This is a genomic window from Streptococcus equinus, assembly GCF_049393805.1.
Lineage (GTDB): Bacteria > Bacillota > Bacilli > Lactobacillales > Streptococcaceae > Streptococcus > Streptococcus equinus.
The window spans coordinates 392,933-416,499 of record NZ_CP185763.1 but is presented as its reverse complement, the minus strand read 5'-3'; the positions used below and the strand labels follow the sequence as shown (position 1 = coordinate 416,499).

Below are 23,567 nucleotides of genomic sequence, written 5' to 3'. Positions count from 1 at the left end.
AGAAAAAGCCACATAAAATGACCTTTTATAAAAACAATTTTTCCAATTTTATAATGATTTCGCTGATTTCCTCAGGACTCTGTTGAAAATCATTTTCAATCCAGGCAGAGATGATTCGCTCAAAAGAAGCGCAGAAGGCTTGAATAACCAAATCATCAGAAACCTTAGTTTTTTGTTTGATTCGATTTTTAAGATTGACATTGCTTGTAATCAAATCTTCTAGCAAAATGCGAACGTTTTTAGAGAACTGCACATGAGGTGCGTGATAAATTGCTTTGAAGTGCTTGGCATCCGTTTTAATGTAATCTAGACTTTCAAGAATCTTATCTTGTTTATCGAGATTTCCTTTTGATAAAATATTTCGGAATTTTTGAGATGTCTTTTCACCGATTGTAGTAGCAAGATCGTCTTTATCAAGAAAATGCTGATAAAAGGTTCCTCGGCTAACGCCAGCTTTTTTGGTAATATCAGAAACACTGATTTCTGAATAATCTTTTTCAAGAAGTAATTCAATAAGGGCGTTTTTTAGTTTTTCAACACTGTTAGGTTTTCGAATATTAGTCATTTTTTTATTAATTAGACACATTATTAAAATTTGTTATGTTATTTTGCTTGCTAATATTGTATTATTTTTTTGTAAAATATTAAAGCGTTGACTGACCATGTCAATGCTTCACGAGGTTTTATGAAGAAAGGATAGGAATATGTCAAAGACAAGAAAACTATTTGGGTTTGTTGGCTTGGTTTTAGCCATGTTTATGGGAGCTTTGGATGCTACGATTGTTAATATCGCTTTACCGGATATTATGAAGCATCTCAATTCTAGTTTGACAGATACGAGCTGGGTTTCAACGATTTATGTTCTGGCAATGGCTGCTTTTATTATTACAGCCTCTAAACTCGCTGATTTGTATGGTCGTAGATTGGTCATGCTGATTGGTGTTGCTATATTTGGAGCCTTTTCATTTGCCTGCATGATGGCGAATTCGCTAAGTTTTTTTAATTGCTTTTCGATTTTTCCAAGGAATCGGTGGGGCAATTTTGACACCGATTGTTTTACCAATGGGGATTGCACTTTTTGGAAAAGCAAACACAAGTAAGGTAACAGCAGTCATAGGTGCATTCAGCGCTTTGGCTGCAGCAAGCGGTCCAGTCATAGGTGGCTTTATCATTAATTGGGCAAGTTATAACTGGATTTTTGGAATTAATATTCCAATTGCCTTGATTTCTTTTGTACTTATTCTAGTTGGCAATGAAGAATCTTATGATTTTAGTATTGCTAAAGAAATTGACTGGCTTGGTATGGTATTTTTGACTTGTGCCTTAGGAGGTTTGACATTTGGTCTTCTAGAAGGAAGAGAATATGGTTGGACGTCAACTATCATTTTATCCAGCTTTGCCATTAGTTTAGTTGGCTTAATCTTGTTAATTTTTGTAGAGGGAAAAGCAAAATCACCGATTATTGAATTGTCACTGTTTAAAGAAAAGACTTTTACAGCTTCAAGCATCATTTACATGGTTTTTGGTTTTGCAATTATTGTGCCGTCATTGATTTTGAATTACTTCCTTCAAAATGTTCGTGGCTATAGCGCTCTTCATTCAGCTTATCTTATCGTGCCAACCTCTTTAGCGATTGCTGTGGGAATGCCTTTAGCAACCAAAATGTACCAAAAACTTTCTGCGAAACTTCTTATTGGTATTGGGATGTTTATCACAGCAGCTGGACTTTTTATGCTAAGCCTAGTTCAATTTGAAACTTCAGAAGCTATTATCATTTGTTGTAATGTGATTATTGGTCTTGGTTTAGGGTTTATGGCGATGTCTATGACTGCTTCTGTAAGATACCTTCCTGTTATTAAAACAGGAATTGGTTCTGGTATTGTCAACGCCTCAAGATATATCGGTCAGGCAGTTAGTATGGCACTGCTTGTGACTATTTTAAATGCCAATATTAACACGGCTAAGGATAATATCAGACATGATGCTTATGTCCAAATCGATAAGCATCAGTTATCAAATTCAGTGAAAGCAGTTGCTAAAAAAGAAATCAAAGAAGTATTTGAATCTACAAGCAAGACCACTGATTCTTCTAAAAAACAAAATCAAATGCTGACGAAGGTCAAAGCTGTAGCTAAAAAGACTGATAATCTTCCCCTTCCTAAGAAAGGCAGCGATTATCGAAAACTCTATGATGCTAATAGCCAATTAGTCGCAGGCTCAGAAAAAGTCGTAGCCAATCTTCCAAAACAAATCAGCTCAGCTTTAACACCTTTAAGTCAAGGACAAGCGCAACTAGGACAAGGAATCCAACTCCTAGCCCAAAAAGAAGAACTAAACGATACCTTCCAAAAAATTAAAGACTCAAAAAACAAAAATCTTAGCCAAGCCTTTAACCAAGTCTTTATTATCGGTTCTTTGATTGTCCTAATCACAAGCCCACTCGCTTACTTCACTGATAAAAAAGAAAAAAAGTGATGGAAAATAGAGTATAACAAACCCACCTGCAAAAAAAGTAGGTGGGTTTTAATGAAAAAAATCTATTTTTTAGATAATTAGAGTATTGAAAAAGATGATTATAAGTATTAGAATGGTTAGCAGATATCATTATGAAAATTTAGGAGCTGAGAGCAGTAATTCTTGTCACTAGGGATGATAACTATGAAAAAGTATAATACGAGAATAATTTCTGAATGCAAGAATTAATTAAGATATTACAGAAAATTGTAAATCTGATTAAGTGTTTTTGTATAAGTTTAAAAAATGAGGTAAATAGACTTGATTAATAAATTATATATAAAAAATTTTAGGTCAATAAAAAATATAAAAATATCAAATATTAAAAATCAATTAGGGTTAATTGGAGAAAATAGTTCGGGTAAAAGTTCAATACTACAAGCGTTACTAATTGCATTAGGTGAGAAAAAAATTCAAAAATCGGATATTAGATTCAATCAACACGGAGAAAATGAAAGTGAAGTTTTTATTGGTTTGGGTTTAGAGTTGGATTACTATTCTATTCAAAGGTTGATAAATTATAAATCGGATGAATATTCAAAAATTTGCTCATTTCTTGAAGAAGTAAAAAAATCCTGTAAAGGAAGCCGTAAGAGGGATACAACTTCAAAAGCATATACTACTGATTTTAAAAAAATTTTTCTAGAAAAAATCTTTAATGAAAAAAAAAGTAGTCAAAGTTTGTTTTTTGGAATAACATTTTCAAAAAACTTAGAGAAAAAGATTGAGTTTTATAATTTTAAGTTATCTCAAAAGAAAGAGAATAATTTAAAAGAAAATGAAGTTGCAGAAATATTTAATGTTATGTTACCTCCTTATGCATACTTGAGAGATGAAAGAGGTTTTGAAAAAGAAAGTAATGGAGAAAGTGATAGTACTACTAATGAACTATTCAGCTTATTATTACCTTCAATGAGCAGAAGTGGAAGTCAGTTAGGAGAAGATGAGGTAAAGAATACTGTTATTTCAGAATTGACAATACCTCAGATAAATAAGTATTTATTGAAGAAGGTAGAAGAAGAAGCTAAAGATATAACTGAAAGTTTGAACAAAAACTTTAAAAAATATTATAATGAAAAAATTGAAGTTCAATGGAATTTTTCAAATGAACTTTTTAAAAATTTAAATATTGAAACTAGTTTTTGTATGGGAGGGTTTAAAAATCACATAGATTTTCAATCTGTTGGTTCTGGAACACGGAGTTTGTATAAGATGGTTTTGTTACAAACACTTCTTGAAAGGCAAAGTGAGGGTGATGAGCCCGTCTTATTTTTATTAGAGGAACCAGAATTGTATTTATATCCTAAGTTAGAACAGAAAATGGAAGGATTTATTACAAGTTTAACAGAGAAAAATCAAGTAATTATTACTACTCACTCGCCTATTTCCATAAAAAGCTTCACGAAAGATTCGTTATACAAAGTTGAAAGAAGGAAGGAAACCACAAATGCAGTTCCAGTAACAAAACTTTCAAAAATTGAAGATAAATCACAAGTTACAGCTCTGTTAGGATATGATGTGACTTACTTATTGGGAAAAGATTATATAATTTTTGTTGAAGGAAATGATGATGTGAAGGCATATGAACATCTAATTGAAAAAGTATTTTGTAATTTTAGTAATAAAACTATTCCGATGACGTCTGTTACAAAATTATCTGCAGCAGTCAGTTTTGATTTCCTTGATGGCATACGTTCGAGAGCTAAAAGTGTATATATAATTGATTCTGATGGAACAGAGTCAGAGGAACGAAAGAAAAAAGTTGTTAATGAATTAGCTAAGCAAGCTAAAAATGTGGACAGAAAAGAACTTTTATCAAAAATTATTTTAACTGAATATTGTATGTTAGAATGCTATACATTCGAGTATAAATATTTGAAACAGAAAATAGGAGAAGAGGAATATTTAAATCGTGTTATAGATTTTTTAAAAGAAAAAGAAAAAGATATTAATAATCAATTACGAAATAGAGATCAAAAGCCACTTGATGATTTTGCAGATCCTAAGGATAAATTTGAACATGTAAGAAAATATGGTTTTACAAAACAATTGATAAAAGATTTTCGAAAAAGAATAGGGGGACAAGGATTTAAAAGAATTTCTGATTTAACTGTAGAGGAGCTAAATGATTGCTGTGAAGATTTAATTGATAATTTAAAAAAATGTTTCGGGATAAAATAGTTAATTTTTATAATGATCTAAGTTTTTAAAATTTTGCTATACTATTAGTTTTAGAGAAGTAACTTTTGATATTATAAAACCTTAATGTTAGCACTAATATAGTATAAAGGGATAATCATAAAAATAAAACATATTGATCTTAGTTATGCTTTATTTTTAACTCTACTGGTCTCCTTCAGCAGAGACTTTATCATCATCAAAAAACCACTAGCTTAGCTAGTGGTTTTTATTCAATATTCTTTCCGCTAAATTATTTCATTGTAGGGAACAACAAAGCGTCGCGGATTGTTGTTGTATCTGTAAGGAGCATGACAAGACGGTCGATACCGATACCAAGTCCACCTGTTGGTGGCATACCGTATTCAAGGGCTTCGACGTAGTCGTAGTCAACACCTGTTGCTTCGTCATCACCAAGTTCTTTGGCTTTAGCTTGTGCTTCGAAACGTGCCAATTGGTCGATTGGGTCGTTAAGCTCTGAATAAGCGTTACCGTATTCTTTAGTCATGATGAAGAGTTCGAAACGGTCAGTGAAGCGTGGGTCTTCTGCATTTTTCTTAGCAAGAGGAGAAACTTCAACTGGGTGTCCGTATACGAATGTTGGTTGAGTCAATGTTTCTTCAACGAATTCTTCGAAGAAGGCATTGATAATGTGACCAACTGAAGTGAAGTGTTTTTCAACTGGAACATTTTTCTCTTTAGCAAGTTCTTGAGCTTCTTCAAGAGTCATTTCTTTCCAGAAGTCTACACCAGTAACTTCTTTGATAGCGTCAACCATGTGAATACGTTTGAATGGTTTGTCGATAGCAATTTCAGTGCCTTGGTAAGTGATAGGTCCGTTACCGTTAACAGCAGCTGAAGCGTTTTGGATGATACCTTCTGTGATATCCATGATGTCTTTGAAGTCAGCGTATGCTTGGTAAAGCTCGATCATAGTGAACTCAGGGTTGTGAGTTGCATCCATACCTTCGTTACGGAAGACACGTCCGATTTCGTAAACTTTTTCCATACCACCAACGATAAGACGTTTCAAGTGAAGTTCCAAAGCGATACGAAGAACCATGTCCATATCTTGCGCATTGTGGTGAGTAACGAATGGACGAGCAGCAGCACCACCAGCTTCGTTGTGAAGAACTGGAGTTTCAACTTCTAGGAAGCCAAGTCCATCAAGGTAACGACGGATTTCTGAGATGATTTTTGAACGTGTTACAAAGCGGTCGAAGCTTTCACGGTTTGAAATCAAGTCAAGGTAACGTTTACGGTAGATTGTTTCAACGTCAGTAAGTCCGTGGAATTTTTCTGGAAGTGGACGAAGTGCTTTAGACAAGTGAGTGATGTGAGTTGCTTTGATTGTCAATTCACCCATGTCTGTACGCATAACTTCACCTTCGATACCGAGGAAGTCACCGAGGTCAGCTTTTTTGAAAATTTGGTAGTTTTCGTCACCAACAGCATCTTTACGGACGTAGATTTGGATTTGACCGTCGCGGTCTTGGATGTGAGCAAAACCAACTTTACCTTTACCACGCTTAGTCATAAGACGACCAGCGATAGTAGCTGTTTCGTTAATTTCATGCAATTCTTCTTTGGTTTTGTCAGAGTATTTTTCTTTTAATTGACCAGAAGTAGCTGTGCGTTCAAAGCGAGTTCCGAAAGGATCGATGCCTTGTTCAGCCAAAGCGGCCATTTTTTCACGACGCACGATTTGTTGGTCGTTTAATTCTTCGATGTGTTCGTTTGACATGTTTTCCTCCAATATATATTCTTTCCTATTGTAACATAAATAACGCTAGAATTCACTTTATTTTTGCTTGTGTGAGGAGGCTTTGAGGAAGAAAGTGTTTTCTAGTTGCAGAAATGACTTTAATTGAAAAGAAAGCCAAAAAATAGTATAATATGTGACGGTAAAAATAACTTAGAGAGAAAAGAGATTCATGATTACTTCAATTGTTTTTGATGTTGACGATACGATTTATGACCAACAGGCGCCTTATCGCATTGCCGTTGAGAAATGTTTCCCTGACTTTGATATGAGTAAAATCAATCAAGCTTACATTCGTTTCCGCCATTATTCAGACGTTGGTTTCCCACGTGTTATGGCTGGTGAATGGACAACTGAATATTTCCGTTTCTGGCGTTGTAAAGAAACTTTGCTTGAATTTGGTTATCGCGAAATTGATGAAGCTACTGGTGTTCATTTCCAAGAAATCTACGAAGAAGAGTTGGAAAACATCACAATGCTTGATGAAATGCGCATGACGCTTGATTTTCTTAAAGAAAAAGGTGTTCCAATGGGAATCATCACAAATGGTCCAACTGAACACCAATTGAAAAAAGTTAAAAAGCTCGGTCTTTACGATTATGTTGACCCTAAACGTGTCATTGTCAGCCAAGCAACTGGTTTCCAAAAACCTGAAAAAGAAATCTTCAATCTTGCTGCTGAACAATTTGATATGAACCCTTCAACAACACTTTATGTTGGTGATTCATACGATAACGATGTTATGGGAGCATTTAACGGCGGTTGGCATTCTATGTGGTTTAACCACCGTGGTCGTAGCCTAAAACCAGGAACAAAACCAGTTTACGATGTTGCTATCGACAACTTTGAACAATTATTTGGTGCTGTTAAAGTTCTTTTTGACCTTCCAGATAATAAATTCATCTTTGATGTTAATGACAAGAAAAACCCAGTCCTTGAATTGGGAATCAACAACGGTTTGATGATGGCAGCAGAACGTTTGCTAGAAAGTAACATGAGTATTGATAAAGTTGTTATCCTACTTCGTTTGGACAAACAACAAGAAAAAATTCTTCGCATGAAATACGCAAGATAACAAAAAGCTCTCCGAAAGGAGAGCTTTTTTAAAGTATCAAATAACTTATTTTTCTTTGTAGTATGTGTCATTCCATTTGATGCATGAAAATTGTTCAAAATCAAAGGTTTCAAGAACAGTGACACTTCCGTTATCTAATCCACCGTTAGAGCGTAAAACAGCAGGTTCATAGCCAAGTAAACTACGAATTGATGCGGTAAAGTTTGCGCCGTGACCGACCAGTAGTACATGTTGGTAGCCGCGTCCTTTCATTGAGCGGATAAAACTTCTAACACGTTTTGTGGTTTGGTAGACAGACTCAGCGTCAAAAATATCGTTATTAAATTTTGCTAAGTTGTGTTTGAAGGCATCCAATTGTTTTGGATAAATATCAGCCATTGTTGAAATTTTGCTGCCTTCTAATTTTCCAAGATGCCATTCACGAAGAGCCGGTTGGAAACTGATTGCTTTAGGGTGATTATTTCGTGACATAATGATTTTACAAGTATCGCTGGCACGTTTTAAATCACTTGAAAATACAGCGTCGAATTCAATATCTTTTAGGTAGTCACCTAATTTTTCTAAGTCACGGACAGACTCTTCTAAAAGCGGAGAATCACCATTTGCCCCTTGAAAACGTCCTTCAAGATTCCATTGTGTTTTACCATGTCTTACAAAATATAATTTCATTTTTTGTCCAATCTAAGCCTTCATTGGTGTGAATCATCAATTAAATCGGCAAAACTTGCACCGACAAAATCTGCCAAGGCTTGGCTATCGATGCGGATAGAGCGCCCAACTTCACCAGCTGAGACAATCATCGTTCCCATTTCTTTAGCACGGTTGTCGATGAAAATCGGGAAATTGTGTTTTTGGTGGATACCAACTGGGTTGTTTGCGCCGTGGATGTAGCCAGTTGTTTTTTGAAGATTCTTTTGTGGAATCATGCTAACTTTTTTGTTGCCAGAAATCTTAGCCAACTTTTTCTCAGAAAGGTGTTCAGTGATTTGAACGATTCCGATAAGGGGACCAGTTTTGTCACCAGTTAGAGCAAGTGTCTTGAAAATATCAGATTTTTCAATGCCCTCAGGCAGCTCATCTTTTAAAGCATTAATGGCTAAGCTGTCATGTTCGATTTTTGCTTTATCTAAAATTTGGTCAACCAAAGTTTTTTTCAATTTCGCTTTTTTTGCCATTTTCTCTCTCAATCTTTCTAATTCAGTCTATTCACATACTATTTTACTATAAAATAAAAAAGGTACAAGTTTGCACCTTTAAAGAGCATTGTAGTATGCTTGGACAAGTTCTGCAAAGTCTTCAACGTCATAATCAACGCCGAAATAATCATCTGCACTTTCACTCCAATAATCAGTTGGGTCTACGTGGTCAGTTCCACCAAGGTAGTTGCTTACCATTTCGTGTGTCCAAATACTTCCTGCTCCATTTTCTTGACCGAGTGTCACAGGAAGGTTATACTTTTTGAGCATGTATGCAGTGTAATAGGCTGCATTTGCCAGCTGTTTTGCAAAGCCATCTTGAGAGTCTTCGTGTGTGAGTTCAAATTGAATATAATAAGGATTGGCATTAGCACCTGCTCCTTGAGCTTCATATTTTTCATTAGCGATGCGAAGAATGGTGTCACTATCAATAAAAGAATGAACAAAAACACCTTGTTCTTCATAGTTTTGCACCATATAATTCACCTCACTGTCAATGGTTGAATTATCAACGCCAGTGTCATGGATAATGATTCCAAGAGGTTTACCGTCGTCTGTTTTGTAGCTAGTTTGTTCAAAAGCTTCCTCGATATCACTAGTGATATCAGAGTGAGAATAATTCAGTGTTTCAGCGATGTAACGATTGATGTCGTTGGTCTCTTCAAGAGAAATATCATTGGTATCAATGTAGTAAGTCTCTCCATCCATGCTAAATTTGGCAAGAGTTGCTTCTTTTTGATTTATCTCAGCATTGTAACAATAGCTTTCAATTGAAATTGTGGTACCTTGTGAAATGGTTTTACTTGAGCCATTACTGGTGTAAATATTTGCTTTCGAGCTTAAGACATTAGCTGTTTGAGAAGTTGTGTAGGTACTTGCATTTGACAAATCAAGCCCGTGGTCTAGAGCGTGGGTGACAATACCTGAAAAGAAAACTTTGCTTACAATCATAAGAATGGCAACAAAGGAGACAATTAAGATAAAAATATTTAGGTAAACAGAGTTCTGTCGATGTTTACTTCGTGATAATTGTTTTATTTTTCGCATGACCTAACTATAAAGTTTTAGTCTTAAAGAAAAATAAACTTTAAAATACGAAAAAGACTAGCAAATGCTAGCCTTTTATTTATTATCAATTTTTCCGAAAAGTTTTTCGTAAGTTTTTTTGCGGTCTTTTGTGACTGCGATTTGGTTTAAATCAAGAGCAGAATCAAATCCGCCAAGATAACCTTGTGATGTATACTGATGAAGATCGTAGTCAAGATCTGTTTGTGGAGCAGCATCATAATAACCAGAGTCTGAACCGTAAGCAGGAATCCATACGGCATCAAATCCGTCAACAGAGATTTCTTGCTCGGTCATGAAGTAAGTACCAATGTAGATACCAACTTTGTCAGCTCCGAGTCGTTTTAATTCACTCAAGAATGCCTGAACACCTTTGTTCATGTCTGACATAGTCGCTTCCTCAACGTCAATCCAATAGAAAGTTGGTTTGTATGGCGAAGCATTTTCATAGAAAGTTTTCGCTTCGTTCTTCATTTCTTTGACACTTTTTCCGAGGGCGTAACTATAAACAGCTACAGGGACATCTCGTTTTTGAAATTCTTTGATATGTGTCTTAAATGATTTATCGATACCAGTCGTGTAGGCGGCGTTGCTATCTTTGCTAATTTGTGACCCTCCATAGACACGAACGATAGCGCCAGAAATATTTTGAGATAAAGTGTCATAGTCAATTTCATTTGGCAGCTGCCATCCTGAAACATCGATAATCGGATTAAGAACAAATTCTTCATCAGTTTCTGAAGTTGATGTAGTGGTAGTTGTCGTGCTTGAGCTACTCAACGTTGGAATAGAAACCTTAGCCAAAGCCAGTTGTTGCTTTCGTAAGCTATCATAGTGAGTTCTACCAATCACGAGAAGTAGCCCAAACAGGGCAAAGAAAACTACAACAACAATTGGTTTTAATCGTCTTCTCATTAGTCATATTTTAGCGTAAAAAGATGCAAAAATCAAAACAATGTTGTTTTTGTAATAAATTTGTCATATTTTTTAATCGCCTATCTATGGACAAGATAGGCGGATAATGTTAATAGATTGACCTTGTCTTGATTAGTTATTTGTAAGAAGTTTTTCCAATTCTGTAACGATTGTTTCAGGCTCTGCTTTTGCTGAGAAACGTTTAACGACATTTCCGTTTCGGTCAACTAAGAATTTTGCAAAGTTCCATTCAATGCGTTTGCCAAGAGGGCCTTTAGCTTCTCCTTTTAACCAATCATAAAGTGGATCAGCATCTTTTCCGTTGACTTTGATTTTAGCAAAACGAGGGAAAGTTGTTTGGTAATTCAAAGTGCAGAAAGTGTTGATTTCATCAGCTGTTCCAGGAGCTTGGTTCATGAATTGGTTACATGGAAAATCTAGAATTTCAAACCCTTTTTCTTTGTAAGTGTCGTAGAGATTTTGAAGTCCCTCATACTGAGGTGTCAAGCCGCAACCTGTTGCAGTATTAACAACCAAGAGAACTTTACCTTGGTATTTTGATAGTTGAACGTCAGACCCGTCTTGTGCTTTAACAGTAAAATCGTAAATATTAGTCATGGTTAAGCTCCTTTGTATAGGTGATGATTTGGTCGACGGTATCACTTAGGAATTGGATAGTGTCACGAAGTGGTTGAGCTGTTGAAATATCAGCTCCAATTAATTTAGCCGTTTCAAGTGGTGTACGTGAGCCACCAGATTTTAAGAAATTAAGCCAGTCACTAGCACCATTTGGGTTATTCTTCAAGTTGAGGTAACCTGCAGTTGAAATGACCATACCAGCTGAGTAAGTGTAGCTATAAAGTCCCATGTAGTAATGACTTTGTCGCATCCAAGTCAGAGCAGCATCGTCATCAATCTCAACAGCATCACCCCAGAATTGGCTTAGAACATCTTTCATAATTTGGTTGAGTTGTTCAGCTCCAAATGTTTTTCCTTCTTCAATGAGGTTGTAAACACGACGTTGGAAGGCAGCCTCGAGCAAATGTGTGATGAAGTTATGGAAGTAAGTATCTGTTAAACGGTGCGCCAGTGCAAAACGTTTTTGGCGTGGATTGTCAAATTGTCTTTCCAGATAGTCACTTAATAAGAGCTCATTAAAAGTTGACGGAGCTTCAACGTAGTAAGTTGACATGTGTGTGTTGAAGTAGCTTTGATTGTTATCTGAGAAGATAAATTGACCAGAGTGTCCAATTTCGTGAATCAATGTGTAAACATCAGACATGCGACCAGTCCAGCTCATAAGGATATAAGGGTGAACCTTGTAAGGGTCAGCAGCATAGCCACCAGAGTCTTTGTTAGCATTGGCAGCAAAGTCTACCCAACGTTCCTTTCTAAAACGTGAGACTTCATTTGCGTATTCTTGTCCGAGAGGTTCGACAGATTTCATCACTAAATCATAAGCGTCATCGATAGTGACAGCTGGATTTAGCTCGGCATCTAAGTCCAATTTCCAGTCGGCAAAAGTCATTTTTTCAAGCCCGTTAACTTTGGCAACGTGTTTGAGATATTTTTGTGCAACCGGTGCAAACTCAGTCATGATTAAGTCAATTTGGCGGTTGAACATGTCGCGGTCGACTTCTTGTTCAGCAAGTAAGTAATCAAAGACAGACTCATAGCCACGCATGTCAGCAATGATTTTTTCAGATTTGACTTGGGCAAGATAAGCGCTAGCAGCGGCATTTTGGTGTTTGCGAAGACCAGCCGAGAAAGAGCGAAAGGCTTTTTCACGAACATCGGCATTTTCATGATTTTGATAGAAGTTTTCGTAAGTGACAAATGAATTTTTGTAAACTTTGCCATCAACTTCAAAATCATCCATTTCAAAGTCACCAGCACGCATTTTTGTATAAATGTCTTGCGGAGCTCCAAAGATTTCACCGAGATTAGTCAAAGTCTTTTCAACTTCTGGTGAAATGAAGTGGCTCTTCTTGATTTTTGCTTGACGAATAGCTGCGCTAAAATGTGGATTAGCTTCTAAGGTATCAAGAATGTCAGAATCAGCTGTTGCAAGAGCAGTGTCAAAGAAGCTTAGAGCTACATTTGCTTTGGTGAAGAAATCCGCACCAGCTTTAGCAATTTGTGCAAATTCTTCGTTGCTAAAATCTGTCGTTTGTGGCATGAAGGCGTAGTTATCGATATGGCTCATTTCGATATAAATTTGTTCGACTTCATAAAGCGCACGCGTGAAATCATCAACAGTTTTTAAGTTATCTTGGTAATTCTTTTTGAAAAGATTAATGTCTTCAAGTGTTTTTTCAATGCTACGAAGGAAATCTTCGCGGTCTTGGTAGAGTGCACTTAAATCCCATAATTCATTTTCAGGAAACTCCGAACGTTGTTTCAGCTCCATATAAAACTCCTTTTTATAACTTTTTATAAATCAGTATAGCAGAAAAAAATGGCAAAACGAAAAAAGAAGTCCTGAAATCTTCAAAAACTATAAAAACGTTAACAATGTTAATATAACAGTGATTTTAAGATTTTGTTTTCTGCAATTTGAGTTTAAGTTTATTTAAAAAGTCAGAAAATTATATAAAATAATAATCAATTTATAGAAATTGGGTTACATTTTCGGAAAAAAGTGGTATGATAAAGTAGTACGCTTGTAATAAAGGATTAAAATCCGAACAAAAAAGGAGTGAAGAGTGTGACAATCCAAAAACTGGAGAACAATGATACCCAGTCGATTATTACCGAGGAAGTCAAAGTACTAAAAAGCTTGCTCGATGAAACAACCCATCAGATGGTTGGTGATGAGGTATTCGCTAAAATTCAAAACATTGTTGAATTGTCAGCAAGTGATGAATATGTCAAACTTGAAGAATTAGTAGCTCAGTTGACCAACGAAGAGATGGTTGTTGTGTCTCGTTATTTTTCAATTTTGCCACTGCTAATCAACATTTCAGAAGACGTTGACTTCGCTTATGAAATCAATTACCAAAATAATACAAATCAAGATTATCTTGGTAAACTTTCTTTGACAGTTGATATGGTTTCAGAAAGTGAAAATTCAAAAGAAATCCTTGAGAACGTAAATGTTGTACCTGTCTTGACTGCTCACCCAACACAAGTTCAACGTAAAACGGTTCTTGAATTGACTAATAAGATTCACGACCTTTTGCGCAAATACCGTGATGTGAAAGCAGGAGTTGTTAACCGTGAAAAATGGTACACTGACTTACGCCGTTACATTGAAATCATCATGCAAACGGACATCATTCGTGAGAAAAAACTTAAGGTAAAAAATGAAATTACCAATGTTATGGAGTATTACAATACATCCTTGATTCAAGCGATTACTAAGTTAACGTCAGAGTACAAACGTTTGGCAGCAGAAAAAGGAATTGATTTGACTGATCCAAAACCTATTACAATGGGTATGTGGATTGGTGGTGACCGTGATGGTAACCCATACGTAACTGCTGAAACACTTCGTTTATCTGCTACTGTACAAAGTGAAGTAATCATTAATTACTACATTGAAAAATTAACAGGACTTTACCGCACATTCTCACTTTCAACAACTTTGACAAAAATTAGTCCAGAAGTTGAACGTTTAGCAGAGCTATCTAGCGATAAATCAATCTACCGTGAAAACGAACCATATCGTAAAGCTTTCAACTACATCCAATCAAAATTGATTCAAACTTTGATTGAATTAAAAGCTGGTCCAACAATTTCACGTAAAGCTCTTGAAAACAGCAAACTTGGTTCTGACGTTTACACAAGTACTAATAATGCAAGTGTTGTTGCTAAATATTTGCAAAACAAAGTCAATAAAGTTTCATCTGAACTTCAAGATGAAATTCCAAGCTATAAAACAGCTAAAGAATTTAAAGATGATTTGCTTGTCATTAAACAATCATTGCTTGACAATGGTGATGATGCACTCTTGACTGGTGACTTTAGTGAGTTGCTTCAAGCTGTAGATGTCTTTGGATTCTACCTTGCAACAATCGATATGCGTCAAGACTCAAGCGTTAACGAAGCTTGTGTCGCTGAATTGTTGAAACAAGCAAATATTGTTGACGACTACAGTTCTCTTTCTGAAGAAGAAAAAGTTAAAGTTCTTCTTAAAGAATTGCAAGAAGACCCACGTACGTTGTCATCAACTAATGCTGAAAAATCTGAACAACTTCAAAAAGAATTGGCTATCTTCAAAACAGCTCGTTACCTTAAAGACAAATTAGGTGATGAAGTTATCAAACAACACATCATTTCACACACTGAAAGTGTTTCTGATATGTTTGAATTGGCTATCATGCTTAAAGAAGTTGGTTTGCTTGACAATCAAAAAGCGCGTGTTCAAATTGTTCCACTTTTTGAAACTATCGAAGACCTTGAAAATTCACGTGCAATCATGGAAGAATTCCTTGATTATGACATTGTTCGTCGTTGGATTTCAGCTAACAAAGGTTACCAAGAAATCATGCTTGGTTACTCAGATAGTAACAAAGACGGTGGATATCTATCATCTGTATGGACACTTTACAAAGCCCAAAATGAATTGACTAGCATCGGTTCTGAACGTGGCATCAAAGTAACATTTATCCATGGTCGTGGTGGTACTGTTGGTCGTGGTGGTGGTCCATCATACGAAGCAATCACATCACAACCATTTGGCTCAATTAAAGACCGTATCCGTTTGACTGAACAAGGTGAAATCATCGAAAACAAATACGGAAATAAAGACGTTGCCTACTACAACCTTGAAATGCTTGTTTCAGCGACTGTCGACCGTATCGTGACTCGTATGATTACTAATCCTGATGAAATTGATACATTCCGTGAAACAATGGACGGTATCGTGACATATTCAAACGGTGTTTATCGTGATTTGGTATTTGGTAATCCGCATTTCTACGATTACTTCTTCGAAGCTACTCCAATCAAAGAAGTATCAAGTCTAAATATCGGTTCACGTCCAGCTGCTCGTAAAACAATTACAGAAATTTCTGGACTTCGTGCAATTCCTTGGGTATTCTCATGGTCACAAAGCCGTATCATGTTCCCAGGTTGGTATGGTGTTGGTTCTGCCTTCAAACATTTCATCGATGCTGAAGAAGGTAACCTCGAAAAACTTCAACACATGTACGAAAAATGGCCATTCTTCCATTCACTTCTTTCAAATGTAGACATGGTACTTTCTAAATCAAACATGAACATTGCTTTCCAATATTCACGTTTAGCTGAAAGTGAAGAAGTTCGTAATGTCTTCAATATCATCTTAGATGAATGGCAATTGACAAAAGATGTTATCTTGGCAATTGAAAAACACGATAACCTCTTAGAAGAAAACCCATCACTTCGTGCAAGTTTGGATTACCGTATTCCATACTTCAACGTTTTGAACTACATTCAAATCGAATTGATTAAACGTTTGCGTCACGATGAATTGGATGAAGGTTACGAAAAACTCATTCACACTACTATTAACGGTATTGCCACAGGACTACGTAACTCTGGCTGATATGTTTAACCACTGGAATCTGAGACTATTGTCTCAGATTCTTTTTTATTTTTGATGATAAATCGAAAAAGTTACCGAATTGATGGAAGTTCTAAGTCTGAGGTAGTGATTTTCATCACAGTCTTTTTTTTAGTGCAGAAAGATGGTATAATGTCATATGATAAACTCGAAGATATTATAGGTGACTCTATGAAAATTGATAAAAGGCATCTCCTAAATTATTCTATCCTTGTGCCTTATTTAATTCTTTCAGTAATCGGCTTGATTGTTGTTTACTCAACAACTAGTGCAACGCTGATTCAGTATGGTGCCAACCCTTTTGCATCAGTACTTAATCAGGGTGTTTTCTGGATTATCAGTCTGGTTGCTATTCTTTTTATTTATAAATTAAAGCTAAACTTTTTAAAAAATTCTCGTACTTTGACAATGACAATGATGGCAGAAGTAGTGCTCTTATTGATTGCGCGCTTCTTTACAAAGACCGTCAATGGTGCCCATGGTTGGATTGTTATTGGACCGATTAGTTTCCAACCTGCTGAGTATTTGAAGATTATTATCGTGTGGTATTTGGCATTTACATTTGCTAGACGTCAAGAATTGATTTCAACATACGATTATCAAGCTTTGACTAAGCGAAAATGGTGGCCAAGCAAGTGGAGTGATTTGAAAGATTGGCGTGTCTACTCGCTTGTGATGATTCTGTTAGTCGCAGCGCAGCCTGACTTGGGAAATGCGGCTATTATCGTTCTGACAGGTTTAATCATGTATTCTGTTAGCGGGATTGGTTACCGCTGGTTCTCAGCTATTTTAACGACAGTAACGGCTCTTTCAACCGTCTTTCTTGGACTAATTGCTATTGTTGGGGTTGATAAGATGGGGAAAGTTCCAGTCTTTGGTTACGTTGCCAAGCGTTTCAGTGCTTTCTTTAATCCATTTAACGATTTGTCTGACTCAGGTCACCAACTGGCTCATTCTTATTATGCGATGAGTAATGGTGGCTGGTTCGGACGAGGCTTGGGAAATTCAATTGAAAAAGCTGGTTACTTACCAGAAGCAACGACAGACTTTGTTTTTCCAGTGGTTATGGAAGAACTTGGAATGATTGGTGCGTGCTTAATTTTAGCTTTGCTATTTTTCCTTATCTTACGTATCATGCACGTAGGTATTAAAGCTAAAAATCCATTTAACTCGATGATTGCTCTGGGAATCGGTGGAATGATTCTGATGCAGACTTTTGTTAACATCGGTGGTATTTCAGGTTTGATTCCATCTACAGGTGTAACATTCCCGTTCTTATCACAAGGAGGAAATAGTGTTCTTGTCTTGTCGGTAGCAGTTGGATTTGTACTCAACATCGATGCAAATGAAAAACGTGAAGAAATCTATCGCGAAGCAGACGCTGAACTTGAAGCTAAAAAACGAGCAGCAATTGTCGAAGAAGATAACGTTATTGATTTAGATAGTTTTTATTAATGAAGAAAAATCTCCTAGAAATAGGAGATTTTTTTGTAATTATCTATAGAAAACTGGACTAACCAACCTACAAAAATACCTGCAAATAAGGATTATAGAGCGAAGAAAATCTAAAATAAATAAAAATACTTGCAATTCTTGCATAATTTGTTAAAATAGTAAGGTAAAGTTAGACTGTATTGCCTACTGTCTATCTATAAAATATATTTTATTGGAGGCTTTTACCCAAATGGCAAAAGAAAAATACGATCGTAGTAAACCACACGTTAACATTGGTACAATTGGACACGTTGACCACGGTAAAACTACTTTGACAGCTGCAATTACAACAGTTCTTGCTCGTCGTCTTCCAAGCGCAGTTAACACACCAAAAGACTACGCTTCAATCGATGCTGCTCCTGAAGAACGCGAACGCGGTATCACAATCAACACTGCACACGTTGAGTACGAAACTGAAAAACGTCACTATGCTCACATCGACGCTCCAGGACACGCAGACTACGTTAAAAACATGATCACTGGTGCTGCCCAAATGGATGGTGCTATCCTTGTAGTAGCTTCTACAGATGGTCCAATGCCACAAACACGTGAACACATCCTTCTTTCACGTCAAGTTGGTGTTAAACATCTTATCGTCTTCATGAACAAAGTTGACCTTGTTGATGACGAAGAATTGCTTGAATTGGTTGAAATGGAAATCCGTGACCTTCTTTCAGAATACGATTTCCCAGGTGATGAAATCCCTGTAATCCAAGGTTCAGCTCTTAAAGCCCTTGAAGGTGACACTCACTACGAAGACATCATCATGGAATTGATGAACACTGTAGATGAATACATTCCAGAACCAAAACGTGATACTGACAAACCATTGCTTCTTCCAGTCGAAGACGTATTCTCAATCACTGGTCGTGGTACTGTAGCATCAGGACGTATCGACCGTGGTACTGTTAAAGTCAACGACGAAGTTGAAATCGTTGGTATCCGTGACGACATCCAAAAAGCTGTTGTTACTGGTGTTGAAATGTTCCGTAAACAACTTGATGAAGGTATCGCAGGGGATAACGTTGGTGTTCTTCTTCGTGGTATCCAACGTGATGAAATCGAACGTGGTCAAGTTCTTGCTAAACCAGGTTCAATCCACCCACACACTAAATTCAAAGGTGAAGTTTACATCCTTACTAAAGAAGAAGGTGGACGTCACACTCCATTCTTCAACAACTACCGTCCTCAATTCTACTTCCGTACAACTGACGTTACAGGTTCAATCGAACTTCCAGCAGGTACTGAAATGGTAATGCCTGGTGATAACGTTACTATCGACGTTGAATTGATTCACCCAATCGCCGTTGAACAAGGTACTACATTCTCAATCCGTGAAGGTGGACGTACTGTTGGTTCAGGTATCGTTTCAGAAATCGAAGCTTAATTTTAGTTAATTAATTAAGTTCCCAGATAACAATTATTAGTCAGATAGTAATTGTGAAAAAGGGCCCCGTAAGGGGTTCTTTTTTTATGATTTTATTCGATGTTTGTGCCTAAAAATTCCCTCTAACCTTTAAAAGATGCTGAAAATATGATAAAATAAGGGGGTAAATAAAAATAGAAGAGGTATGTGAAATGTCACGTAAACCATTTATCGCTGGTAACTGGAAAATGAACAAAAATCCAGAAGAAGCTAAAGCATTCGTTGAAGCAGTAGCTTCTAAATTGCCTTCATCAGAACTTGTTGAAGCTGGTATTGCAGCTCCTGCCCTTGACCTTTCAACAGTTCTTGCTGCAGCTAAAGGTTCAAACCTTAAAGTTGCTGCTGAAAACTGCTACTTTGAAAACGCTGGTGCTTTCACTGGTGAAAACAGCCCTAAAGTATTGTCTGAAATGGGAACTGACTACGTTGTAATCGGTCACTCAGAACGTCGTGAATACTTCCACGAAACTGACGAAGATATCAACAAAAAAGCTAAAGCAATCTTCGCTAACGGTATGCTTCCAATCATCTGCTGTGGTGAAACTCTTGAAACTTACGAAGCTGGTAAAGCTGCTGAATTCGTAGGTGGACAAGTTTCAGCTGCTCTTGCTGGATTGTCAGAAGAACAAGTTTCTTCACTTGTTATTGCATACGAACCAATCTGGGCTATCGGTACTGGTAAATCAGCTAGCCAAGACGACGCACAAAAAATGTGTAAAGTTGTTCGTGACACAGTTGCAGCAGACTTCGGTCAAGCAGTAGCTGACAAAGTTCGCGTTCAATACGGTGGTTCAGTTAAACCTGAAAACGTTGCAGCTTACATGGCTTGCCCAGACGTTGATGGTGCCCTTGTTGGTGGTGCATCACTTCAACCAGAAAGCTTCCTTGCTCTTCTTGACTTTGTAAAATAATCAAGAATCATTGAAGTTATAAGGCTACTTGCTTTTGGCAAGTAGTTTTTTTGTATGAAAAAAGCTTTGGAATAAATTTCCAAAGCTTTTTAATTAATAACGTCTAAGTAATTTTTTGAGATTATGAATAAGTTTGTATTTGAGTGGATGAGGGTAATAGCGGAAAGTCCCCATTTTACGGGTAATGTAGCCGTTATAGTTCTGTTTAAAGCGTAGAACGCCGTCAGATCCATCAAATTCTCCTGTGATACCTAGAAGATTGTAGGTTGTAATACCGCGCTTAATCGCCTCTAGCATGACGTGTTCTTGAAGAAGAGCAGGAGCATAGAATTTGTTAAACTCAGTATAAGAACCTGAGAACAAGTAGACAGCTTCTTGTTTAGTGTAAACAAATAGACTACCTGCTAAAATGACATTTTCTGAACCGTATTTTTTGATGAATACTTTAGCTTCTTCAATACGAGTATCGAAAGTTTCGGATTGGCTTGATAACTCACGCAATTGATTTTGTTTCTTCTCTGAAGCATTGTTATTTTCAATAGCGGCTTTGAGCTTATCAATTTTTTGATTAAGCTTTGCTTGATCAGCTTCGAGGTGTTTTAGGTAATCTTGGAAGTTCAGGCTTGCAACCATAAACTCACAAGAGTCACCAAAACAATCATAGAAATCTTGGTAGTATTCTAAAGATTTATCGACATAATCTCTTCTGTTAGAAGTAGCTGATGTGATTTCTTTAAATAATGGTAATTCACTACGGTCAAGTTTTCGAAGAGTGATTCCAAAGGTTTTTGCTTTCTTAACTAAAGGACGACCTTTTTTGCTAAATGATTTTAGGAGTGATTTTTCATCCAAATCCGTCAAATCTTTAACATAATGCCAATCAGGTTCACCTCCTGGGTAGCCAGTAAGGAGCCCATCGTGTTGGTAACCAAGCGATACAAAATCTTCAATAAGATTTTTCTTCTCTTCATCAGTTGGTTCGCCATTGGTATCAAAATGCTGATAAGTATCAAAAGGTTTTACTAAAAGTTCGATAGCACCATTTGCTTTTGCGTAGGCTTGAAGTTCTTTGTAAAAACTTTTTAAATAATTTTGGTTGCGAGAAGCAGGCCCAGAGTTGATTTCCATGTGAAGTCCACCAGCCATTGGAATACTGAAAAGGACACCCGCGACTTGTAATTCTCCATCTTCTTTAAGGCCAAGATATGTGACTTGATAGCCACGTTTTTCAAGCAATTCTGCCATTTCGACAGACTGCATAAATGACTTGTAGTCAACCGTATCACAAAAAGTTCCAAAAACTTTTTTATCAATAATCTCAAGAGACATTAATGGTTGTTTCTCCTTTGTTTGCGGACGTTGTAAGCCCAGTTTGATAGTTTATAAAGTAAACCATTCACTGGGATGTTAAATTCACCGATGAATTCTTCAATAGTTGGATTGAAGTTTGATTTGAATTTTGTCAAACCATCATCAAGTGTTCCTTCAACACCACCCATGTTTGCCCAAATGATTCCGTCAGCGTATGCATCTTCGAATACTTTTGGATAAAGTGAGTATTGAGGGTAGAATTTTTTGAACTCGTCGTTCATACCAGCGTAAAGCATTTCCATAACGTTACCGAATGATACTGATAGGATACCAGCGATGATAAGTTCATCTGGGTATTTTTCAACGAATTCTTCAAATTCTTTGATGTATTTAGTAACAGAATTTTTTTGTTGAGTGAGTTTTGTCAAACGTTTCTTTTGGTGTTCAGCTGTTTCAGACAAATCTTTTTCGATTTGAGCGAGCTGTTCTTTGTATTCAGCCAAACGTTTTGGCAAGTTCACTTTTGCCAGGTGAAGGTAAGCATCGTCACCGTAGATTTCCATCATTTTGCGGAAGTAATCTTCATTACGAAGAGCAACACCTTTACGAGTTTCTGTAAGAGCTACGACATCTGCGAATGCTTTGACATCATCGATAGTACCACGAGTTGTGATGACACCACGGTGAACAGCATCTTTCATCAAACGTTTAGTGTGTTTAGGGAAAGTTGATGTCATGTCTTCTTGTGTGTAGACATTAGCTTGGAAACGTGGTTGGATGCTTTCAGCAATTGTAGTTGTACGTCCAGTCCATTCGCAACCTGCAGCTTTCAAATTGTCGATGGCAAGAAGTGTGTCTTTGTTTTCGTCAACTTCCTCACCGATTTTGTATTGTTTAAGTAGCAAAGCTGGGTCCATTTTGATGAAAAGGGCGCGTTTTGTTTTACCGTATTTTTTAAGTGAGCTAATCACAAAAGCAACGAGTTCTTTGTCGCTGTAGTCCATGATTGGTCCACGTGGAATGTAAAGCATTGTGAAACCAAGTGGCAAAGCTTTGATAAGGATAGATGCTGAGGCAACTAGTTGGTCATCTTTGTAGAAACCGATGCGTTCATTATCCCAATTGTCTTTGACCTTTTCCCAATTTGATGATTGTAAAAGGTTTGTTTGGTTGCTTGCTTTTGCAAAATTATCGTGTTCTTCAGCTGAGATACCGATTTTATAGCTATACATTATTTTAAGACCCACTCTCTAAGGGCGTGTGCTACGCCGCTTTCTTCGTTTGATTTTGTAATATATTTAGCAATTTCTTTAAGTTCAGGTGTACCATTTTCCATAACTACTGGGTTACCAACAGCTTCAAGCATGGCACGGTCGTTTTCAGCATCACCGATTGCCATTGTTTGGTCTGGTGTAAGTCCCATTTTTTCAGCTAGGTGCTTGATGGCATTACCTTTACTTGCTTTTTTATTCATGAATTCTAGGTAAAATGGTGTTGATTTAACAATCGTGTATCGATCAAAGAATTCTTGTGGAATTTTCTCGATAGCAGCATCTAGAATTTCAGGTTCATCAATGAACATCATTTTAATGATTTCTTTATCGCCCATTTCTTCAGGTGTGCGGTAAAAAATTGGCATGTTAACCAAGCTTGATTCATGAACAGTGTATTTTCCGATGTTACGATTAGCTGTGTAGATGCCTTTTTTCGTGATGGCATGCATGTGAACATCTAATTTACGGCTAAGAAATTCAATATCAAGATAATCTTCATAGGTCATTGTTTCAGTGATAATGTTCTCACCATTTGATGTATCTTGAACTAGTCCACCATTGAAGGTAATGACATAATCGCCTTCTTCTCTAAGGTTTAATTCGTTAAGAAGTGGCTGAACACCAGGAATTGGACGTCCAGTTGCGATGATGACTTTTACACCTTGTTTTTTAGCTTCTTGTACAGCTTCAAAAACCTCTGGCGTGACTTTGCGGTCGTTGGTTAAAAGTGTGCCGTCAATATCGACAGCGACTAATTTAATAGACATAAGGTTCATTTACCCCTTCTAAAAATCTCTACCTATATATCTTACTAAAAAGTGGCTTATTTGTCATGGGGAACATAGGGAAATCTACTAGGTACCGTTTTCATTTTGAAATAAAAAGAATAAGAATCAAA

General features: G+C 36.7%; 17 protein-coding genes and 1 pseudogene. 7 read left to right on the top strand and 11 right to left on the bottom strand.

The features are described from left to right. Positions 1-25: 25 nt before the first annotated feature. Positions 26-565 carry a TetR/AcrR family transcriptional regulator gene (locus ACN0NP_RS01955; protein WP_423217456.1) on the bottom strand — a complete coding sequence of 180 codons (540 nt, stop codon included), beginning with the start codon at positions 563-565 and terminating at the stop codon, positions 26-28. A gap of 139 nt (positions 566-704) precedes the next feature. On the opposite strand from ACN0NP_RS01955, the pseudogene ACN0NP_RS01950 reads away from it, so the two are divergent. After that, a pseudogene (locus ACN0NP_RS01950) lies at positions 705-2,475 on the top strand (MFS transporter). Between the two features lie 300 nt (positions 2,476-2,775). Further along, positions 2,776-4,695 (top strand): ATP-dependent nuclease, encoded by a 1,920-nt coding sequence (locus ACN0NP_RS01945; RefSeq protein ID WP_423217455.1) that lies wholly within the window; start codon positions 2,776-2,778, stop codon positions 4,693-4,695. Positions 4,696-4,945: 250 nt separating this feature from the next. Here the strand turns inward: ACN0NP_RS01945 and lysS are convergent, their stop codons facing one another. After that, the gene (lysS, locus tag ACN0NP_RS01940) at positions 4,946-6,436 is read right to left on the bottom strand and encodes a lysine--tRNA ligase (RefSeq protein WP_021142785.1); all 1,491 of its coding nucleotides are present in this window, start codon (positions 6,434-6,436) and stop codon (positions 4,946-4,948) included. A gap of 190 nt (positions 6,437-6,626) precedes the next feature. On the opposite strand from lysS, the gene ACN0NP_RS01935 reads away from it, so the two are divergent. Continuing rightward, positions 6,627-7,529: an HAD family hydrolase gene (locus ACN0NP_RS01935; protein WP_024343766.1), complete on the top strand. Its 903-nt coding sequence runs from the start codon at positions 6,627-6,629 to the stop codon at positions 7,527-7,529. 45 nt (positions 7,530-7,574) lie between these two features. Here ACN0NP_RS01935 and ACN0NP_RS01930 read toward each other — a convergent pair whose 3' ends face one another. The 6 genes from ACN0NP_RS01930 to pepF all read right to left on the bottom strand — a co-directional run bounded on the left by ACN0NP_RS01930 (position 7,575) and on the right by pepF (position 13,115). Then, positions 7,575-8,198 carry a histidine phosphatase family protein gene (locus tag ACN0NP_RS01930; protein ID WP_021142782.1) on the bottom strand — a complete coding sequence of 208 codons (624 nt, stop codon included), beginning with the start codon at positions 8,196-8,198 and terminating at the stop codon, positions 7,575-7,577. A 20-nt stretch (positions 8,199-8,218) separates the two neighbouring features. Further along, positions 8,219-8,704, bottom strand: coding sequence for an aminoacyl-tRNA deacylase (locus ACN0NP_RS01925; protein WP_004232705.1), 486 nt, complete (start codon positions 8,702-8,704; stop codon positions 8,219-8,221). 78 nt (positions 8,705-8,782) lie between these two features. After that, positions 8,783-9,676, bottom strand: a complete 894-nt coding sequence (locus tag ACN0NP_RS01920) for an N-acetylmuramoyl-L-alanine amidase (RefSeq protein ID WP_423217454.1) — start codon at positions 9,674-9,676, stop codon at positions 8,783-8,785. 171 nt (positions 9,677-9,847) lie between these two features. Further along, positions 9,848-10,705 carry a glycoside hydrolase family 25 protein gene (locus ACN0NP_RS01915; protein ID WP_021142780.1) on the bottom strand — a complete coding sequence of 286 codons (858 nt, stop codon included), beginning with the start codon at positions 10,703-10,705 and terminating at the stop codon, positions 9,848-9,850. A gap of 132 nt (positions 10,706-10,837) precedes the next feature. After that, a complete protein-coding gene (locus ACN0NP_RS01910; protein WP_423217453.1) occupies positions 10,838-11,323 on the bottom strand; it encodes a glutathione peroxidase in 486 nt (161 codons plus the stop codon). Then, positions 11,316-13,115, bottom strand: coding sequence for an oligoendopeptidase F (pepF, locus tag ACN0NP_RS01905; RefSeq protein ID WP_423217452.1), 1,800 nt, complete (start codon positions 13,113-13,115; stop codon positions 11,316-11,318). The genes ACN0NP_RS01910 and pepF overlap by 8 nt, the downstream gene beginning before the upstream one ends. A 297-nt stretch (positions 13,116-13,412) precedes the next feature. Here pepF and ppc point away from each other — a divergent pair, with 297 nt between their 5' ends. The 4 genes from ppc (at position 13,413) to tpiA (ending at position 20,084) form a co-directional block, all read left to right on the top strand. Beyond that, on the top strand, positions 13,413-16,235 hold the full coding sequence (gene ppc / locus ACN0NP_RS01900) for a phosphoenolpyruvate carboxylase (RefSeq protein WP_074566605.1): 2,823 nt from the start codon (positions 13,413-13,415) through the stop codon (positions 16,233-16,235). Positions 16,236-16,424: 189 nt separating this feature from the next. Next, a complete protein-coding gene (gene ftsW / locus ACN0NP_RS01895) occupies positions 16,425-17,708 on the top strand; it encodes a cell division peptidoglycan polymerase FtsW (RefSeq protein WP_024343772.1) in 1,284 nt (427 codons plus the stop codon). Positions 17,709-17,937: 229 nt separating this feature from the next. Further along, positions 17,938-19,134, top strand: a complete 1,197-nt coding sequence (gene tuf / locus ACN0NP_RS01890; RefSeq protein WP_021142772.1) for an elongation factor Tu — start codon at positions 17,938-17,940, stop codon at positions 19,132-19,134. A 191-nt stretch (positions 19,135-19,325) separates the two neighbouring features. Next, positions 19,326-20,084, top strand: coding sequence for a triose-phosphate isomerase (tpiA, locus tag ACN0NP_RS01885; protein ID WP_009854602.1), 759 nt, complete (start codon positions 19,326-19,328; stop codon positions 20,082-20,084). A gap of 93 nt (positions 20,085-20,177) precedes the next feature. On the opposite strand, the gene ACN0NP_RS01880 is transcribed toward tpiA, so the two are convergent. From ACN0NP_RS01880 to yidA, 3 genes are read right to left on the bottom strand one after another with little or no spacing between them, the layout of a single operon-like run. Then, on the bottom strand, positions 20,178-21,413 hold the full coding sequence (locus ACN0NP_RS01880; protein WP_423217451.1) for an aminoacyltransferase: 1,236 nt from the start codon (positions 21,411-21,413) through the stop codon (positions 20,178-20,180). Then, positions 21,413-22,627, bottom strand: coding sequence for an aminoacyltransferase (locus ACN0NP_RS01875; RefSeq protein ID WP_033153064.1), 1,215 nt, complete (start codon positions 22,625-22,627; stop codon positions 21,413-21,415). The genes ACN0NP_RS01880 and ACN0NP_RS01875 overlap by 1 nt, the downstream gene beginning before the upstream one ends. After that, a complete protein-coding gene (gene yidA / locus ACN0NP_RS01870) occupies positions 22,627-23,436 on the bottom strand; it encodes a sugar-phosphatase (RefSeq protein ID WP_024343775.1) in 810 nt (269 codons plus the stop codon). Before yidA ends, ACN0NP_RS01875 begins: the two co-directional genes overlap by 1 nt. Between the last annotated feature and the right edge of the window lie 131 nt (positions 23,437-23,567).

Excerpts from the sequence above, each read along its gene's own strand:
- ACN0NP_RS01955 (WP_423217456.1), bottom strand. The coding sequence starts at position 565 with ATGACTAATATTCGAAAACCTAACAGTGTTGAAAAACTAAAAAACGCC.
- lysS (WP_021142785.1), bottom strand. The coding sequence starts at position 6,436 with ATGTCAAACGAACACATCGAAGAATTAAACGACCAACAAATCGTGCGT.
- ACN0NP_RS01935 (WP_024343766.1), top strand. The coding sequence starts at position 6,627 with ATGATTACTTCAATTGTTTTTGATGTTGACGATACGATTTATGACCAA.
- ACN0NP_RS01930 (WP_021142782.1), bottom strand. The coding sequence starts at position 8,198 with ATGAAATTATATTTTGTAAGACATGGTAAAACACAATGGAATCTTGAA.
- ACN0NP_RS01925 (WP_004232705.1), bottom strand. The coding sequence starts at position 8,704 with ATGGCAAAAAAAGCGAAATTGAAAAAAACTTTGGTTGACCAAATTTTA.
- ACN0NP_RS01920 (WP_423217454.1), bottom strand. The coding sequence starts at position 9,676 with ATGATTGTAAGCAAAGTTTTCTTTTCAGGTATTGTCACCCACGCTCTA.
- ACN0NP_RS01915 (WP_021142780.1), bottom strand. The coding sequence starts at position 10,705 with ATGAGAAGACGATTAAAACCAATTGTTGTTGTAGTTTTCTTTGCCCTG.
- ACN0NP_RS01910 (WP_423217453.1), bottom strand. The coding sequence starts at position 11,323 with ATGACTAATATTTACGATTTTACTGTTAAAGCACAAGACGGGTCTGAC.
- pepF (WP_423217452.1), bottom strand. The coding sequence starts at position 13,115 with ATGGAGCTGAAACAACGTTCGGAGTTTCCTGAAAATGAATTATGGGAT.
- ftsW (WP_024343772.1), top strand. The coding sequence starts at position 16,425 with ATGAAAATTGATAAAAGGCATCTCCTAAATTATTCTATCCTTGTGCCT.
- tuf (WP_021142772.1), top strand. The coding sequence starts at position 17,938 with ATGGCAAAAGAAAAATACGATCGTAGTAAACCACACGTTAACATTGGT.
- tpiA (WP_009854602.1), top strand. The coding sequence starts at position 19,326 with ATGTCACGTAAACCATTTATCGCTGGTAACTGGAAAATGAACAAAAAT.
- ACN0NP_RS01880 (WP_423217451.1), bottom strand. The coding sequence starts at position 21,413 with ATGTCTCTTGAGATTATTGATAAAAAAGTTTTTGGAACTTTTTGTGAT.
- ACN0NP_RS01875 (WP_033153064.1), bottom strand. The coding sequence starts at position 22,627 with ATGTATAGCTATAAAATCGGTATCTCAGCTGAAGAACACGATAATTTT.
- yidA (WP_024343775.1), bottom strand. The coding sequence starts at position 23,436 with ATGTCTATTAAATTAGTCGCTGTCGATATTGACGGCACACTTTTAACC.